The organism is Xanthomonas hyacinthi, from assembly GCF_009769165.1.
Taxonomy (GTDB): domain Bacteria; phylum Pseudomonadota; class Gammaproteobacteria; order Xanthomonadales; family Xanthomonadaceae; genus Xanthomonas_A; species Xanthomonas_A hyacinthi.
Window position 1 is genome coordinate 3,952,716 of the sequence record NZ_CP043476.1, and the last position, 16,277, is coordinate 3,968,992.

16 protein-coding genes are annotated in these 16,277 nt (G+C 68.9%); 15 read left to right on the forward strand and 1 reads right to left on the reverse strand.

Going from position 1 to position 16,277, the window contains the following annotated elements; translation table 11 throughout:
* Positions 1–5 precede the first annotated feature (5 nt).
* The 9 genes from FZ025_RS17350 (at position 6) to lolD (ending at position 6,524) form a co-directional block, all read left to right on the forward strand.
* Positions 6–176, forward strand: coding sequence for a DUF1674 domain-containing protein (locus tag FZ025_RS17350; protein ID WP_104557996.1), 171 nt, complete (start codon positions 6–8; stop codon positions 174–176).
* Between the two features lie 60 nt (positions 177–236).
* Positions 237–629 carry a succinate dehydrogenase, cytochrome b556 subunit gene (gene sdhC, locus FZ025_RS17355; protein ID WP_046979047.1) on the forward strand — a complete coding sequence of 131 codons (393 nt, stop codon included), beginning with the start codon at positions 237–239 and terminating at the stop codon, positions 627–629.
* A complete protein-coding gene (gene sdhD / locus FZ025_RS17360; protein WP_046979046.1) occupies positions 626–1,012 on the forward strand; it encodes a succinate dehydrogenase, hydrophobic membrane anchor protein in 387 nt (128 codons plus the stop codon). Before sdhC ends, sdhD begins: the two co-directional genes overlap by 4 nt.
* Before the next feature lie 29 nt (positions 1,013–1,041).
* The gene (gene sdhA, locus FZ025_RS17365; RefSeq protein ID WP_046979045.1) at positions 1,042–2,832 is read left to right on the forward strand and encodes a succinate dehydrogenase flavoprotein subunit; all 1,791 of its coding nucleotides are present in this window, start codon (positions 1,042–1,044) and stop codon (positions 2,830–2,832) included.
* A 111-nt stretch (positions 2,833–2,943) separates the two neighbouring features.
* Complete coding sequence (locus tag FZ025_RS17370; RefSeq protein WP_046979044.1) at positions 2,944–3,726, forward strand: succinate dehydrogenase iron-sulfur subunit; 783 nt, start codon at positions 2,944–2,946, stop codon at positions 3,724–3,726.
* Between the two features lie 127 nt (positions 3,727–3,853).
* Entirely contained in the window at positions 3,854–4,102 is a 249-nt protein-coding gene (locus FZ025_RS17375; RefSeq protein WP_046979043.1) for an FAD assembly factor SdhE, read from the forward strand.
* A complete protein-coding gene (locus FZ025_RS17380; protein ID WP_104557998.1) occupies positions 4,053–4,508 on the forward strand; it encodes a hypothetical protein in 456 nt (151 codons plus the stop codon). Before FZ025_RS17375 ends, FZ025_RS17380 begins: the two co-directional genes overlap by 50 nt.
* A 23-nt stretch (positions 4,509–4,531) precedes the next feature.
* Positions 4,532–5,776 (forward strand): lipoprotein-releasing ABC transporter permease subunit, encoded by a 1,245-nt coding sequence (locus FZ025_RS17385; protein WP_046979042.1) that lies wholly within the window; start codon positions 4,532–4,534, stop codon positions 5,774–5,776.
* Positions 5,777–5,813: 37 nt separating this feature from the next.
* Positions 5,814–6,524 carry a lipoprotein-releasing ABC transporter ATP-binding protein LolD gene (gene lolD / locus FZ025_RS17390; protein WP_484606966.1) on the forward strand — a complete coding sequence of 237 codons (711 nt, stop codon included), beginning with the start codon at positions 5,814–5,816 and terminating at the stop codon, positions 6,522–6,524.
* A gap of 291 nt (positions 6,525–6,815) precedes the next feature.
* On the opposite strand, the gene FZ025_RS17395 is transcribed toward lolD, so the two are convergent.
* Positions 6,816–7,553 carry a TetR/AcrR family transcriptional regulator gene (locus FZ025_RS17395; protein WP_208803681.1) on the reverse strand — a complete coding sequence of 246 codons (738 nt, stop codon included), beginning with the start codon at positions 7,551–7,553 and terminating at the stop codon, positions 6,816–6,818.
* An 85-nt stretch (positions 7,554–7,638) separates the two neighbouring features.
* On the opposite strand from FZ025_RS17395, the gene FZ025_RS17400 reads away from it, so the two are divergent.
* The 6 genes from FZ025_RS17400 (at position 7,639) to FZ025_RS17425 (ending at position 16,270) form a co-directional block, all read left to right on the forward strand.
* Entirely contained in the window at positions 7,639–9,327 is a 1,689-nt protein-coding gene (locus FZ025_RS17400; protein ID WP_158185591.1) for an FUSC family protein, read from the forward strand.
* Positions 9,302–10,774, forward strand: a complete 1,473-nt coding sequence (locus FZ025_RS17405) for an aldehyde dehydrogenase family protein (RefSeq protein WP_046979038.1) — start codon at positions 9,302–9,304, stop codon at positions 10,772–10,774. The genes FZ025_RS17400 and FZ025_RS17405 overlap by 26 nt, the downstream gene beginning before the upstream one ends.
* A 77-nt stretch (positions 10,775–10,851) precedes the next feature.
* On the forward strand, positions 10,852–12,318 hold the full coding sequence (locus FZ025_RS17410) for a carotenoid oxygenase family protein (RefSeq protein ID WP_046979037.1): 1,467 nt from the start codon (positions 10,852–10,854) through the stop codon (positions 12,316–12,318).
* 524 nt (positions 12,319–12,842) lie between these two features.
* Positions 12,843–15,272 (forward strand): DNA internalization-related competence protein ComEC/Rec2, encoded by a 2,430-nt coding sequence (locus FZ025_RS17415; RefSeq protein ID WP_244292545.1) that lies wholly within the window; start codon positions 12,843–12,845, stop codon positions 15,270–15,272.
* The gene (locus FZ025_RS17420) at positions 15,166–15,843 is read left to right on the forward strand and encodes a MotA/TolQ/ExbB proton channel family protein (protein ID WP_104558002.1); all 678 of its coding nucleotides are present in this window, start codon (positions 15,166–15,168) and stop codon (positions 15,841–15,843) included. The genes FZ025_RS17415 and FZ025_RS17420 overlap by 107 nt, the downstream gene beginning before the upstream one ends.
* 4 nt (positions 15,844–15,847) lie before the next feature.
* On the forward strand, positions 15,848–16,270 hold the full coding sequence (locus FZ025_RS17425) for an ExbD/TolR family protein (RefSeq protein WP_046981720.1): 423 nt from the start codon (positions 15,848–15,850) through the stop codon (positions 16,268–16,270).
* Positions 16,271–16,277: the final 7 nt, after the last annotated feature.

Sequence of the window (16,277 nt, forward strand, 5' to 3'; positions counted from 1 at the left end):
CCCGCATGATAGGCCAACCAACCCCCACACCCGAGTCCGATCCCGAAACGCAGCGACCCGCCGAGGAGACAACTCCGGAAGCGACGCCTGCGCTGCGGGAAATCGGCGGTCGCGGCGGCCTCGAGCCGACGCGCTACGGCGACTGGGAGAAAAACGGACGCTGCATCGATTTTTAAGCAGCTTTGAGCCAACGCGGCCTTAAGCACGCCGCCCAGCCGAGACAACGAGCCCAGCGAATGGCGACCCGCGAACGTCCTCTTTCCCCCCACCTGCAGGTCTATCGCTGGCAGATCCAGATGGCCACCTCGATCCTGCATCGAGCCACCGGCATCATCCTGTCTGTGGGTGCCCTGATCATCGCCGCCGCGCTGCTGGTGCTGATGCTTGGCCCGGCCTCCTGGAACTGCTTCCGCGGCATGGCCGGCGCCTGGTACGGCCAGCTGTTCCTGTTCGCCTGGAGCTGGGCCTTCGCCTACCACCTGTGCAATGGCCTGCGCCACATCGTGCAGGACTTCGGCCGCGGCTTCAGCATTCCCGCCTTCGTGCGCAGCAGCTGGCTGTCGGCGATCGGCAGCCTGGTCCTGGTCGCACTGATCTGGGCCTACGTGCTGACCGGAGCCGCCGCATGAGCAGGTACCGCACCCCGTTGAAGAACGCGCGCGGCCTCGGTGCCGCCAAGTCCGGCACCGAGCACTTCGTGCTGCAGCGGCTCACCGCCACCGCGCTGGTCGGCCTGAGCATCTGGTTCCTGGTGTTCGTGCTGCGCCTGCTCGGCGCCGACTACGTCACCGCCGCCGAGGCGGTGGCCAAGCCGTGGAACGCGGTGCTGCTGGTCGGCTTCCTGATCGCCATGTTCTGGCATGCGCAGCTCGGCCTGCAGGTGATCCTCGAAGACTACGTGCACAACTCGCTGCTGGCCCTGGCGCTGCAGACCACGGTGAAGTTCGTCGCCGTGCTCGGTGCGATCGTCGGTGTATTCGCGGTCGCCCGCATCGCGCTGGGCAGCGCCTGATCGGCGCCCGGAACAGGAATTCAAATTAGATGTCCGCTTACAAGATCACCGAACACAAGTACGACATGGTCGTGGTCGGCGCCGGCGGCGCCGGCCTGCGCGCCACCTTCGGCCTGGCCGCCAAGGGCCTGCAGACGGTCTGCCTGACCAAGGTCTTCCCGACCCGCTCGCACACCGTGGCCGCGCAGGGCGGCATCTCCGCCGCGCTCGGCAACATGGGCGAGGACGACTGGCGCTACCACTTCTACGACACCATCAAGGGTTCGGACTGGCTGGGCGACCAGGACGCGATCGAGTACATGTGCCGCGAGGCGATCCCGGCGATCATCGAGCTGGAGCATTACGGCGTGCCGTTCAGCCGTACCGAGGACGGCAAGATCTACCAGCGTCCGTTCGGCGGCATGACCACCAAGTACGGCGAAGGCCCGTCCGCGCAGCGCACCTGCGCCGCCGCCGACCGCACCGGCCACGCCATGCTGCACACGCTGTACCAGCAGTCGCTGGCGCGCGACGCGCGCTTCATGATCGAATACTTCGCGCTGGACCTGATCTTCGACGAGGAAGGCGTGTGCCGCGGCGTGCTGGCGCTGGACATGGCCGAAGGCTCGCTGCACCTGTTCCGCGCCCACGGCGTGGTGCTGGCCACCGGCGGCTACGGCCGCGCCTATTTCAGCGCCACCTCCGCGCACACCTGCACCGGCGACGGCGGCGGCCTGGTGATGCGCGCCGGCCTGCCGATGCAGGACATGGAGTTCGTGCAGTTCCATCCCACCGGCATCTACGGCGCCGGCTGCCTGATCACCGAAGGCGTGCGCGGCGAAGGCGGCATCCTGCGCAACAGCAACGGCGAGCGCTTCATGGAGCGCTACGCGCCGCACTACAAGGACCTGGCCTCGCGCGACGTGGTGTCGCGTTCGATGACCGTCGAGATCCGCGAAGGCCGCGGCGTCGGCGAGCACAAGGACCACATCCTGCTCGACCTGACCCACCTCGGCCCGGACGTGATCAACGAGAAGCTGCCCGGCATCGCCGAGAGCGCGCACATCTTCGCCGGCGTCGACGTGGCCAAGCAGCCGATCCCGGTGATCCCGACCGTGCACTACAACATGGGCGGCATCCCCACCAACTACCACGGCGAAGTGGTGCGCAAGGATGGCGACAACCCCGATTCGGTGGTGCCGGGCCTGTACGCGATCGGCGAGGCGGCCTGCGTGTCGGTGCACGGCGCCAACCGCCTGGGTTCCAACTCGCTGCTGGACCTGGTGGTGTTCGGCCGCGCGGTGGCCAACCGCTGCGCCGAGACCATCAAGACCGGCGCGCCGCACAAGACCCTGCCCGGCGATGCCTGCGACAAGGCGCTGGGCCTGCTCGACAAGCTGCGCAATTCCAACGGCGGCACCCCGACCTCGGTGATCCGCGACAAGATGCAGCGCACCATGCAGTCCGACGCGGCGGTGTTCCGCACCAGCAAGACGCTCAAGGAAGGCGTGGACAAGATGGCCGAGATCTACGCCACCTTCGAAGACGTCAAGGTTTCCGACCGCTCGCTGGTATGGAATTCGGACCTGATCGAGACCTACGAGCTGAACAACCTGCTGCTCAACGCGGTGGCGACGATCAACTCGGCCGAGCAGCGCAAGGAAAGCCGCGGCGCGCATGCGCACGAGGACTTCCCGGACCGCGACGACGTCGACTGGCAGAAGCACACCCTGGTCAGCGTCGACGACAAGGGCCAGTGCAGCTTCGACTACCGCCCGGTGCACATGTACACGCTCAGCAAGGACGTCGACGTGGTGCCGCCGAAACCGCGCGTGTACTGACCAAAGCCGGGAATCGGGAATCGGGAATGGGGAATCGAGAAAAGCGCCTGCGCTCTTCGCCCCTGCTTCCCATTCCCCATTCCCCAATCCCCATTCCCGGATTTTAAAGCCATGGCAGAGTTCACCCTCCCCAAGAATTCCAAGATCGGCAAGGGCAAGCACTTTCCCGCCACCGGCGCGAAGAACGCACGCACCTTCAAGGTCTACCGTTGGAATCCGGACGACGACAGCAACCCGCGCACCGACACCTACGAGGTGGATCTGGACGCGTGCGGCCCGATGGTCCTGGACGCGCTGATCAAGATCAAGAACGAGATCGATCCGACCCTGACCTTCCGCCGTTCCTGCCGCGAAGGGATCTGCGGTTCGTGCGCGATGAACATCGACGGCACCAATACGCTGGCCTGCACCAAGGCGATCGCCGACTGCGGCAAGGCCGAGGTGCCGATCTATCCGCTGCCGCACATGGACGTGATCAAGGACCTGGTACCGGACCTGACCCACTTCTACGCGCAGTACGCCTCGATCAAGCCGTGGATCCGCACCCAGACCCCGCCGCCGCCGGACCGCGAGCGGCTGCAGTCGCCGGAAGACCGCAAGAAGCTCGACGGCCTGTACGAGTGCATCCTGTGCGCGTGCTGCTCGACCAGCTGCCCGAGCTACTGGTGGAACGGCGAGCGCTACCTGGGCCCGGCGATCCTGCTGCAGGCCTACCGCTGGATCATCGACTCGCGCGACGAGGACAGCGGTGCGCGCCTGGACGATCTGGAAGATCCGTTCAAGCTGTACCGCTGCCACACCATCATGAACTGCGCGCGGACCTGCCCGAAGGGGCTGAACCCGGCGCTGGCGATCGCCGAGATCAAGAAGCTGATGATGGCGCGCCGCGCCTGATCGGCTAGCGCTTCACCACGACGGGCACGCCCGTCCACTGCGCGGCACCGGCTCTCGGGTTCGGTGCCGCGTGCGTTTTCGACGGCCGCCGAACCAGCGTCCGTCCACCAAAGAAGGGTGCGATGCGATGGACGAAGCCACCGAACTGAAGAAGCTGCGCTGGCGCTGCCGGCGCGGCATGCGCGAGCTGGACCAGCTGTTCGGGCGCTACCTGGACCGGCGCTGGGCGCAGGCGTCCGCGGCCGAGCGCGGGGTTTTCCTATATCTGCTCGAATGCGAGGACGATAAGTTGTGGCGCTGGTTCATGGGCTACGAGGCTTGTCCCGATGCACGCGCCGCCACCCTCATCGCCACCCTCCGCGCCATGCCGGCTTGAGTGGCGCCCCTCGCGCTGGCTGCTGGCGGCGCTGGCGCTGCTGAGCGTGCTGGCGCCGTTGTCGATCCTCGGCTCGGACATGCCGCGCGCCTGCGCCTGGCCGGCGGCGGCGCTGGCCGCGCTGTATGCGGCGGCGGCGCTGCGCCGCGAAGCCCGGCGTGCGCCGCGTGCGCTGTTGATTCCACCGCAGGGCGGCGCCGCGGCAAGCATCGATGGCCAGCCGCTGGCGGCCTTGCAGGTGGACTGGCGCGAGCCGCTGGCGTTCGTGCGCTGGCGCGACGCGGATGGCCGGGTGGGGCGCCTGGCCTGGTGGCCGGACACGCTGCCGCCGGCGGCACGACGTGAACTGCGTCTGGCCGCTCAGGCCCGCGCCGCTTCGTCTGCGCCGCCGCAGATGGCACCATAGCGCTCCCTGGATGGTGGCTGCGCATGTTCAAACCCTTACCCGTGGCCATCGGCCTGCGCTATCTGCGCGCCAAGCGCCGCAACAACTTCATCTCCTTCATCTCGATGGCCTCGATCCTCGGCATCGCCCTGGGTGTGACCGTGCTGATCACCACGCTGGCGGTGATGAGCGGCTTCCAGAAGGAGATCCGCGACCGCCTGCTGCAGATGGCCGCGCATGCCACGGTCAGCGCGCAGGGCGCGCCGATGGAGAACTGGCGGCACGCGGTGGAGGTGGCCGCGCGCGATCCGCGCGTGGCCGGCGCCGCGCCGTATGTCGAGGAAGAGGCGCTGCTCACCGGGCAGCGCAACCAGCCGGCGATCGTGCGCGGCATCCTGCCCGCCGAGGAGGCCAAGGTCTCGGTGCTGGCGCAGAAGATGAAGCAGGGCTCGATCGACAGCCTCACCCCGGGTTCCTACAACATCCTGCTCGGCCAGGAACTGGCGCTGTGGCTGGGTGCGGGCGTCGGCGACAAGGTGGTGGTGATGCTCGGCGAACCGCAGGCCAGCCCGATGGGCATGGTGCCGCGCTACAAGCGCTTCACCGTCAGCGGCATCTTCGAGGCCGGCTACAACGAGATCGACCGCGGCCTGGCGGTGACCAGCATGGCGGACATGCAGCGCGTGCTGCGCATGGGCGACGGCGTCACCGGCGTGCGCCTGAAGCTGCACAACATGGATCTGGCCTGGGAGGTGGCGCGCGACCTGGCGCTGAACCTGCACGGCCCGTACATGGTCAGCGACTGGACCCGCGAGAACGCTAACCTGTACCAGTCGCTGAAGATGGAAAAGACGGTGATGGGCATCCTGCTGTCGCTGATCATCGCGATGGGCGCGTTCAACCTGGTGTCCTCGCAGGTGATGCTGGTCACCGACAAGCAGGCCGACATCGCCATCCTGCGCACGCTGGGGCTGAGTCCGGGCGGGGTGATGCAGGTGTTCATGGTGCAGGGCACGCTGATCGGCGTGTTCGGCACCATCGCCGGGGTGATCGGCGGCATCCTGCTGACCCTGAACCTGGAGCGGATCCTGGCCGGCATCGAGGCACTGTTCAACATCAAGCTGCTGCCGGAGGACGTGTACTACATCACCGGCCTGCCCACCGACATGCAGCCGCGCGACGTGGTGGTGATCACCATCGTCGCGCTGCTGATGAGCTTCCTGGCCACGCTGTATCCGGCCTGGCGCGCCGCGCGCACGCAACCGGCGGAGGCGCTGCGTTATGAATGAGGGCAGGGAATCGGGAATCGGGAATCGGGAATCGGCAGTGCATAAGCCACAGCAAGCAGACGCGGCGATCCGCGCCGAGGGCCTGGGCAAGACCTATGCCGAGGGCAAGATGCGCACGCCGGTGTTCGACGGGCTGGACCTGAGCGTGGCGCCGGGCGAGACCGTGGCCATCGTCGGCGCGTCCGGCGCCGGCAAGAGCACACTGCTGCACCTGCTCGGCGGCCTCGACGTGCCCACCGCCGGCGAGGTGTACGTGGCCGGACAGCGCATGTCGGCGTTGTCGGACGCGGCGCGCGGCCAGCTGCGCAACCGCTCGCTTGGCTTCGTCTACCAGTTCCATCACCTGCTGCCGGAATTCACCGCGCTGGAGAACGTGATGATGCCGGTGCTGCTGGGCGGCGCCGCGGTCAAGGACGCCGACGCGCGCGCGCGCGCCTTGCTGGAATCGGTGGGCCTGGGCCATCGCCTGGAGCACAAGCCCGGCGAACTGTCCGGCGGCGAGCGCCAGCGCGCCGCGGTGGCGCGCGCGCTGGTCAACCGCCCGGCCTGCGTGCTCGGCGACGAACCGACCGGCAACCTCGACGACAAGACCGCGGCCAACGTGTTCGCGCTGATGCTGGAGCTCAACCGCGCGCACGGCACCAGCCTGGCCCTGGTCACTCACGACCGCAGCCTGGCGCGCAAGCTCGACCGCGTGCTGGAGCTGCACCAGGGCAAGCTGCGCGAACTGGCGGCCGCCGACGTCTAGGGCGTGTTTTCTCCGCTCTGGTTACAGGCGGTGGAGCCTGTTTAGGCGCAACGTGCAAGTGCCACACCCAGCCGACAGATAAGGGGTGGGCACGGCAACCGGCTAGTTTTTGAGCTAAGCGCGAAAGCGCGTGCGGTGTCGCAGATCGAGTTGCGGCGTCGGCAGCGCCTTCGCTCGATTCCATCCATCGTGGCGCCGCCGCGAGCGGGTCGAATGGGCCACGCCAATCGGGTCGACTGGTTCAACAACCGCCGACTGCTTGAGTCCAGCGGCACTATTGCCCGGGCGCGGTCACGGCGGTGGGGGAAGATACGCCGGCAGGAAGGCATCCATAGCGCTGAGCACGGCGGCTTGCCGGCGAGCAGGATCGGGGGTGGGGTCCAGTCCCCATAGTTGCCGCTCCAATATGCCCGCTTCGCACAGCGACTTGAAGTAAAGCCCGGCCTGCCGGAGCGGCGCGCGCCGCAGCAGTCCACGCTCCATCAGGCTTTCGAGTGCGTCGCAGATCGACAGCAATGTCCGCTTGGGGCCGTTCTCGTAGAAGGTCCGGCTCAGCTGCGGCTGGCGTCCGGCTGCGCCGATGATCAGACGGTTCAGCGCGACGACGTTCGGCCGCGTGGTCAGATCCAGATAAGCCACGCCCAGCCGCAGCAGGCTCTGCCGCAGATCGGCGTCATCCTTCGAGGCCTCGAGGGCGGCGAAGCCGCCATGGCCGGCTTCCACGACGAATGCCTCGAACAAGGCGTCCTTGCTCGGGTAGTAACCATAGAGTGTGACCTTGGAGGTGCCGGCCGCCGCCGCGATGGCCTCCATGGTCACCGCGTCGAAGCCGCGTTCGGTGAAGAGCTTGCCGGCGGTGTTTACAAAGCTCAGCCGGCGGGCTTCGGTTTTCTTGCGCATCTGGGTGGTCTCGTCGATTCTGAAGGAAAGGCCCTTCGGCGCCCGGTTGCCAATGTAGGAACGGCGCAGTGAGCATAGCTTATAACTGAACGATACCGTAAAGTAATGTTGACGCGGCTTGCCTTTCACCTTATAACTATACGAGTTCGTTCACTTATGCGATGGATCCGTGGACAACCCGATGCTCTCCTCGCCACCAATGCCGAGTCTCCGCATGGATAGTGCCGCCGCCGCAGCGTTGCGCATGACGCTGGCGGCGTTGCTGGCGCTTGCGATCGCCGCAGGCTTGGGAATCCATCATCCATGGTGGGCGGCGATGACGGTCTGGCTGGTTGCGCAGCCTACCCGCGGCCTGCTGCTGGAACGCGGCCTGGCTCGGCTTGCCGGAACCGCGCTCGGCGCCCTCGTCGGTGCGTTGATCCTGCGCGGGTTCGGTGGCGACCCCGCATTGCTGCTTGCGGCGATCGCCTGCTGGCTGGCGCTGTGTGCGGGATTGGGCAGCATGTTCCGCCATTTCCGCAATTACGGCGTCGTCCTGGCCGGCTATACCGCCGCGATCGTGGTGCTGTTCGGCTTCGACGATGGGGCGTTGGACGCGGGGCTGGCGCTGGACCGCGTCGTCTGCACGGTGCTCGGCATCGTCTGCGTCACCCTCGCCTCGATCCATGGCGTACCTGCGGCGCGCGGCGAGAACGCGGCCGTGCGCCTCGATGCGCTGCAGCGCTGTTGCCTGGCGAGGGTAGAGGCGCATCTGCGCGGAGCCGAACCGGCGCCGCCAGGGCCGGTCATCGCCGGGATCGGGGCGCTTGACCAGGCCATCGATGTCGACCTGGCCGGTTCCCTGAGCGGACGGCGCGTCGCGCTGCGAATGCGGCGCGTCTGCGCCCTGTTGCTGGAGCTGGTTGCGCTGACGCTGCGACCGGGCGCAATCGCCTCCGGCCTGCCAGCCATGGCGGAGAGTGCCGATGATCGGCTGGCTGTACTGTCCAGGCACGCCCTGGCGGTGGAGCAACCCGCCCTGGCCGATGCGCTCGATGAGCTGCGACAGGCGCGGCGCGGACCCGATGCCGCGCTCCTCGACGCCCGGGTGTTGGACATCGACCTGGCGGCCATGCTGCGTGCGGCCTTGCGCCCGGCCCTCGCTCTGGCCATCGCAGGAGCGCTCTGGTGGAGTACGGGCTGGCAGATGGGCGCGATGATGGCGATGACGGCCGCGCTTTTCGCATCGCTCTTCTCCAGCAATGACCAGGGCAATCAGGCACTGATCCACGTGCTCATCGGCTCGCTGCTGGGCGCGGTGGCCGGCGTCGGCACGCGCCTGTTGCTGCCGCATGCCGACGGCCTGCCGTCGGTGTTGCTCTGCATCGCTCCGGTCCTGTTGCTGGGCGCCTGGCTGATGCAGCGGCCTGCCACGGCCAAGATGGCGATTGATCTCAATATGACGTTCCTGCTCACGGCGCAGCCCGGCCTGCCCCCGGTGCTGGCTGCGGTGGCACTGCACCAGGCGGCGGGAATCATCGCCGGCGTGCTGGTGGCGGTTGCGACCTTCTGGCTGATCTTGCCGGCGAACCCCAAGGAGCGCCGGCGGCTGCTGACGCGGCGCATCGCGCGCCTTGGCCGACGCCTGGAGCAGGCGCCGGATGTTGCGGCTGCGGCCTGCGCGCATCGTGGCCTGCGCGCCGCGCAGCTGCGGCTGCTGGCCTGTACCGACCCGGCGAGGGAGCCGGCCGACGCCTTGCATTGCCTTGCGTGGGCGCGGCGCGTGCTGACCCGCCGCAGGTTGCTCGCCAACGCCGCGATACCGCGTTCCAAGACCGGCGCCGCCGTGGCGGCGCATGCCGAAAGTGTGTGTCTACATCCGACCAAGGACAACATCGATGAACAAGAGCCAAGACCAAAATAAATTCTCCAGTCAGTACATCGCTGGCCAGTGGCGTCCCGGCACCGCCGGGACGGTGCTGCAGGACCGCAATCCCTACGACCAGAGCCTGCTGACCGAGATCGCCGATGCCTCGCGCGCCGACCTGGATGCGGCCTACCGTTCCGCCGAGGCGGTGCAGCGCGACTGGGCACGCGCCTTGCCGGGCGAGCGCGCCGCGGTGTTCTTGCGCGCCGCCGCGGTCATCGACCGGCGCCATGCCGAGATCGTCGACTGGCTCATCGCCGAATCCGGCAGCACGCGGCTCAAGGCCGAGATGGAATGGGGCTCGCTACGCGCCGGCACGCTGGCGGCCGCGACCATGCCCAGCCGCGTGGCTGGCCGCATCCTGCCGGTGGACGTCGCCGGCAAGGAGAGCCGTGTGTATCGAAGCCCGATCGGCGTGGTGGGAGTGATCAGCCCGTGGAACTGGCCGCTGCACCTGTCCAACCGCTCGGTCGCCCCGGCGCTGGCGCTGGGCAATGGCGTGGTGCTCAAGCCGGCCGAGGATACGCCGGTGACCGGCGGCCTGCTGCTGGCGAGCATCTACGAGGAGGCGGGGCTTCCGCCCGGGCTGTTCAACGTCGTCGTCGGCCAGGTCAGCGAAATCGGCGATGCCTTCACCCTGCATCCCATTCCGAAATTCATCTCCTTCACCGGCTCGACCCGTGTCGGACGGCGCATCGGCGAACTGGCCGTCACCGGACCCAGGCTCAAGCGCGTCGGCCTGGAGCTCGGCGGCAATGCGCCGTGCGTAGTCCTGGACGATGCAGACCTGGAACGGGCCGTGACCGGGGCGATCGTCGGCCGCTTCCTGCACCAGGGCCAGATCTGCATGAGCAGCAACCGCATCATCGTCCAGGCGCCGCTCTACGACCGCTTCGTGGAGGCCTTCGTCGAGCGCGCACGCGGGCTGAAGGTGGGCGATCCCAATCTCGCCGAGACCGTGATCGGTCCGTTGATCAACGCCCGCCAGCTGCAGGCGGCGACGGAACGCCTGGCCGCGGCGCGGGCCCAGGGGCTGCGCCAGGTGCTGGGCGGAGCGCCGATCGGCCAGGTACTGCCGCCGCAGGTGTTCGTCGATGTCGCCAACGACTCGGCGCTGGCGCAGACCGAGCAGTTCTGCCCGATCGCCCCGCTGATCCGCGCCACCGACGAGGAGGATGCGCTGCGCATTGCCAACGACACCGAGTTCGGTCTCTCCAGTGCGGTGTTCACCCGCGACGAGGCGCGCGGCCTGCGCTTCGCGCGCCGGATCGAGGCCGGCATGACCCATATCAACGACATTACTCCGAACGACGACCCGTCGAACATGTTCGGCGGCGAGAAGAACAGCGGTATCGGCCGCTTCAACAGCGACTGGATCATTGCCGAGTTGACCACCGACCACTGGATCAGCGTGCAGCAGGAAGCCTGCGCCTATCCGTTCTGAAACATTTGTCCGAAACATCTGCCGGCGACGCAGGCGGCGCGCCTCTCGCCAGCCCTGACCTCTCAAAGGACCAAGCCATGAGCATGCTGTTTCCCACAACCCCCGAATTTACCGGGCTGTACAAGCCCAGCCGCGTCGAAGCCGACGTGGTCGACCTCGAGATCGAGGGCGAAGTGCCCGCCGAACTTGCAGGCGTCTTCTTCCAGGTCTCGCCGGATTCCCACTATCCGCCGATGCTGGGCAAGGACATCTTCTTCAACGGCGACGGCCTGGTCAGCGCCTTCCGCTTCGACCGTGGCCGGGTCAGCCTCCGGCGCCGCTACGTGCAGACCGACCGCCTGCTGGCGCAGCGTCGCGAGGGGCGCTCGCTCACCGGCGTCTATCGCAACGTCTATACCAACGATCCGCTGGCGGCCGCGAACAACACCACGGCCAACACCACGGTGCTGTTCCATGGCGGCGTGCTGCTGGCGATGAAGGAGGATGCGCTTCCCTACGCGCTCGACCCGCACACGCTGCAGACCCGCGGGGTCTGGGACTTCGGCGGGCAGATCACCTCCGCCACGTTCACCGCGCATCCCAAGCTCGACCCCGACAACGGCGACCTGCTGTGCTTTGCCTATGAAGCCAAGGGCGACGGCACGCCGGACATCGCGTATTTCGAGATCGACGCCGCGGGCAGACTCAAGAAGGAAGTGTGGTTCAAGGCGCCGTATGCGGCGATGATCCATGACTTCGCGGTCACCGAGAAGCACGTCGTGTTCCCGCTCATTCCGTTGACCGTGGACCTGGAGCGCATGCGCCAGGGCGGGCAGCATTTCCAGTGGCAGCCCGACCTGCCGCAGCTGTTCGGCGTACTGCCGCGCGACGGCGGCGCCGAGGATATCCGCTGGTTCACCGGCCCGAAGGATGGTTTCCAAGGCCATACCCTCAACGCCTATGAAGAGCATGGCCGGCTTCACCTGGACATGCCGGTGACCTCGGGCAACGTCTTTTATTTCTTCCCGCAGGCCGACGGCTCGGTGCCGTCGCCCGAGACGCTGCGCTCGCAGCTGATGCGCTGGACCTTCGACCTCGACGCCAAGGGCGGCGAGATCGAGCCGGTGGCGCTGACGGAGTTTATGTGCGAGTTCCCGCGCTGCGACGAACGCTACAGCGGCAGGCCGTATCGGCATGGCTTCGTGCTGGCCTACGACCCGACGCTGCCGTTCGATGCTTCGCTCGGCGCGCCGCCGTTCCAGTTCTTCAACCAGCTGGCGCATGTGGATGTGGTGGCCGGCACCAGCGAGGCCTGGTTCCCGGGCGATGCGCAGTGCTTCCAGGAGCCGATCTTCGTGCCCCGCGCGGAGGACGCGCCGGAAGGCGACGGCTATGTGATCGCGTTGCTGAACCACCTGCATGGCGAGAATACGGAACTGGTGGTACTCGATTCGCTGCGCATGGCCGATGGCCCGGTGGCGCGGATCAAGCTGCCGTTGCGGATGCGCATGTCGCTGCATGGAAATTGGACGCCGGCCAAGGCGCTGGCGGCGCTGCACGACTGAGCGCACGCAATGCAGGGCTGAGCGCGGTAGCTGGTGGCACAGGTGGCGCCGCCGGTCGCGCCAGGCCTGGACGAACGCGAGTTTTTAGCCTGACCCGATGCGATGGCCGCGTTCGCGCTTGGCAGAGCTGGGTGCGGCGTCGCCTTGTCCGCAGCATTGCGCCCGGGCAGGGGATGCTGCCCGGCCGCCGACGGACTCGGCGGCAGAGGCGAATTCCTACGCGCGGCCCGGGGCTTGGCCGATAGCGGGCGGTCCATCGGCGCGCGAGGCTGGCGATACGGTTTCGTCGCGGTGGTCGCGCTACCAGCATCTGCCTGCAATGGTCGCGAACATGGCTGTCGCGTGTCCCTCTGTCCCTGTCCGCGCCAAGGAGTGGCGATCGCATGCAGCAGTGTCCAGGATCTGCGAATGGCCATGCGGCCGTAGCGCCGGCGTCTGCGCCGACCTCTGCGCCCTCGCAGCGCAGCGCGGTCGCGCCGTTCGGCATCGCCGTCGCCGCCAGCCTCGCCGCCGGCGTGCTGGCGATGTTGTGGCTGCCGCGGCTGGCGCCGTGGCCAGTGTCGCTGGCGCTGTTGCTCGGTGGCAGCGCCGTGTGGATCGGCCTGCCGCGCTGGCGCTGGCTGGGCGCCTTCGCCGTGGGCAGCGGCTGGCTGGGGCTGATCGCCGGCATGGTCCTGGCGCGGCAATTGCCCGCCGACTGGGAAAAGCGCGTGGCCACGCTGAGCGGGCAGGTGCTGGAGTTGCCGCAGGCCGAGCTGCGCCGCACCCGCTTCCTGTTCCGGGTGGATGCCGATGCCGCGCAGCCGGCGCCGTTGCGTGGGCGCCTGCTGCAATTGGCCTGGTACGACGGTTTCGGGGCGCACGTGCCCGGGCCGCGCACCGCGCTGCACGCCGGCGCGCGCTGGCGCCTGAGCGTGCGCCTGCGCGCGCCACGCGGGCTCAGCAATCCCGGCGGCTTCGACGCCGAGGCGTATGCGCTGGCGCAGCGGATCAGCGCCAGCGGCTACGTGGCCGCGCCAGGCGAGGCCGCCGAACTGGCGCCGGCGCGCGGCATCGATGCCTGGCGTGATTCTCTGTCGGCGCGGATCGCGGCGGCGGTGCCGAATGCGTCGGCGCGCTACGTGCAGGCGTTGGCGCTCGGCGACACGCGCAGGCTGGACGATCGCGACTGGCGCATCCTGCGCGCCGCCGGGCTGACCCACCTGATCGCGATCTCCGGTTTCCATGTCGGCCTGGTCGCCGGCGCGTTCGCGCTGCTCGGCGGCGGCCTGTGGCGGCTGTGGCCGCGGCTGGGGCGGCATTGGCCGCGGCGCCAGGCCGCCGCGTTGCTGGCGGTGCTCGGCGCTGGCGGCTACACCCTGCTGTCGGGCATGGCGCTGCCCACCGTGCGGACCGCGCTGATGATCGCGGTCGTCGTGGTCGCACGGCTGTGGCGGCGCCCGGTGCGGGTGGTCGATGCGTTGGCGCTGGCGGCGATCGCCATGCTCGCCTTCGATCCGTTGGCGGTGCTGTCGGCCGGCTTCTGGCTGAGCTTCCTTGGCGTGGCCTGGCTGGCCTGGTGCATGCCGGCCGCCGGCCGCGGCTGGCGCGACAGGCTGCGTGAGTTCCTGTCGGCGCAGGGCGTGGCCACGCTGGGCCTGCTGCCGCTGAGCACGATGCTGTTCGGCCAGGCCTCGGCTGTCGGCCCGCTCGCCAACCTGCTGGCGATCCCGTGGTGGAGCCTGGTGGTGGTACCGCTGGCACTGCTCGGCACCGCGCTGGAGGCGGTGCATGCCGGCGCCGGGAGTTGGGCATGGCGCGCGGCGGCGACGTGTTTCGACCTGACCTGGCCGTTGTTCACCGCGCTCGGCGAAAGCCGCTTCGCGTTGTGGTGGCTGCCGGAGGCGCGCGACTGGGCGCTGCCGCTGGCGCTGCTGGGCGCGTTCTGGCTGTTGCTGCCGCGCGCGGTGCCGGGCAAACCGCTGGCGGCGCTGCTGTGGCTGCCGCTGTTCTGGCCGCCGCTGCAGCGGCCCGCGCCTGGCGAGGTGGAACTGGTGATGATCGATGTCGGCCAGGGGCTGTCGGTACTGGTGCGCACCGCGCGGCACCAGCTGCTGTACGACGCCGGCCCGGCGATCAAGGACGGCTACGACGCCGGCGAACGTGCGGTGGTGCCGGCGCTGCACGCGCTCGGCGTGGCGCGGCTGGACCGGGCCGTGATCAGCCATGGCGACAACGACCATGCCGGCGGCTTCGAGGCGGTGCGCGCGGCGCTGCCGGTCGGCCTGGCCGAGGCGCCGGCCGGCGCGCCGGTCCGGGTGGACCGGCCGTGTCTGGCCGGAACCGCCTGGGAGTGGGATGGGGTGCGCTTGCGTTTCCTGCATCCCGCGCCAGGCTTTCCCTATTTCGGCAACGAGTCGAGCTGCGTGCTGCGCGTGGAAAGCGCGCATGGCGCGATGCTGCTGACCGGCGACATCGGCGAGGTGGTCGAGAGCCGCCTGCTGCGCCAGGCGCCGCAGGACCTGCGCGCCGAGGTGGTGCTGGCGCCGCATCACGGCAGCGCGCATTCCTCGCAAGCGGCCTTCGTCGCCGCCACCGGCGCGCGGCTGGTGCTGATCTCGGCCGGCGAAGGCAACCGCTTCGGCCATCCGCGGGCGGCGGTGGTGGCGCGCTGGCAGGCGTCCGGCGCCGAGGTCGCCACCACCCCGCAGGGCGGCGCGCTGCGCGTGTGGCTGGGACGCGCCGGCCTGCAACTGCGCGAGCGGCGGCCGTGGCGGGCGCGGCTGTGGGATGCCGCGGAGCGGGCGCGGGCGGCTGCTATCCTATCGGCCAGTGAACGAACGGCCGAACGTGCCGGAGGATTGCGACGTGTGGGAACTGGTCAAGGCCGGCGGCTGGCCGATGGTGCCATTGCTGCTGTTGGGCGTGGTCGCACTGGCGATCGTCCTGGAGCGGTTCTGGAGCCTGCGCCGTAGCGAAGTGCTGCCGCCGGGGCTGGGCCAGGAAGTGCGCAACTGGGCCACGCGCGGCAAGCTCGACCCGACCCATATCGAATCGCTGCGGCGCAATTCGCCGCTGGGCGAACTGCTCGCCGCCGGGCTGGACGTGCGCAACCGGCCGCGCGAGGTCGTGCGCGAACGCATCGAGGACACCGGCCGCCACGTCGTGCATCGCATGGAGCGGTTCCTGAACGCATTGGGCACGGTGGCGTCGGCCGGGCCGCTGCTCGGCCTGCTCGGCACCGTGGTCGGCATGATCCAGATGTTCCTGGGCATCCTCGATCACGGCGTCGGCGACGTGAACCAGCTCGCCGGCGGTATCGGCAAGGCGCTGGTGTGCACCGCCACCGGCATGATCATCGCGGTGCCGGCGCTGGTCTTCCATCGCTATTTCAAGAGCCGCATCGCCGGCTACATCATCGAGATGGAGCGCGAAGCCACCGCCCTGAACGATGTCCTCGACGGCCACGACCGCCCCGGCGCTGCAGCGCCGGCCGCGGCGCGCTCGGCTTCGCGCCCCCGTGCCGCAACGCCGGCCAAGGGCTGAGCCGGTGCGGATTCGCGACGACCGCGGCCAGGACGAGCCGCATATCGACCTGGTGCCCCTGATCGACGTCATCCTGGTCCTGATCATCTTCTTCGTGGTGACCACCACCTTCGACGCCCGTTCCACGCTGCAGCTGCAGCTGCCCAACGCCAGCGACCAGCACAACCCGGCGCCGCCGCGCGCGCTGAGCGTGCTGGTCAACGCCGACGGGCACTATTTCATCAACGACCAGGAAGTGCTGCGCACCGACGTGGAGTCGGTCAAGCGCAGCATCGCCCGGGTCGCCGGCGACGACCGCGCACAGCCGGTGCTGCTGCGCGCCGATGCGCGCACTCCCTACCAGGCCGTGGTCACCGCGCAGGACGCGCTGGGCCAGCTCGGCTTCCGCCGCATCGCCATCGCCACCGCGCCGGAAGTCAAACGGTGAGCGGCAA

Coding starts and splice junctions, on each gene's coding strand:
- sdhC (WP_046979047.1), top strand. CDS start 237: ATGGCGACCCGCGAACGTCCTCTTTCCCCCCACCTGCAGGTCTATCGC.
- FZ025_RS17375 (WP_046979043.1), top strand. CDS start 3,854: ATGGACGAAGCCACCGAACTGAAGAAGCTGCGCTGGCGCTGCCGGCGC.
- FZ025_RS17380 (WP_104557998.1), top strand. CDS start 4,053: ATGCACGCGCCGCCACCCTCATCGCCACCCTCCGCGCCATGCCGGCTT.
- FZ025_RS17385 (WP_046979042.1), top strand. CDS start 4,532: ATGTTCAAACCCTTACCCGTGGCCATCGGCCTGCGCTATCTGCGCGCC.
- sdhD (WP_046979046.1), top strand. CDS start 626: ATGAGCAGGTACCGCACCCCGTTGAAGAACGCGCGCGGCCTCGGTGCC.
- FZ025_RS17370 (WP_046979044.1), top strand. CDS start 2,944: ATGGCAGAGTTCACCCTCCCCAAGAATTCCAAGATCGGCAAGGGCAAG.
- sdhA (WP_046979045.1), top strand. CDS start 1,042: ATGTCCGCTTACAAGATCACCGAACACAAGTACGACATGGTCGTGGTC.
- FZ025_RS17400 (WP_158185591.1), top strand. CDS start 7,639: ATGGATAGTGCCGCCGCCGCAGCGTTGCGCATGACGCTGGCGGCGTTG.
- FZ025_RS17415 (WP_244292545.1), top strand. CDS start 12,843: ATGTTGTGGCTGCCGCGGCTGGCGCCGTGGCCAGTGTCGCTGGCGCTG.
- FZ025_RS17350 (WP_104557996.1), top strand. CDS start 6: ATGATAGGCCAACCAACCCCCACACCCGAGTCCGATCCCGAAACGCAG.
- FZ025_RS17410 (WP_046979037.1), top strand. CDS start 10,852: ATGAGCATGCTGTTTCCCACAACCCCCGAATTTACCGGGCTGTACAAG.
- FZ025_RS17405 (WP_046979038.1), top strand. CDS start 9,302: ATGAACAAGAGCCAAGACCAAAATAAATTCTCCAGTCAGTACATCGCT.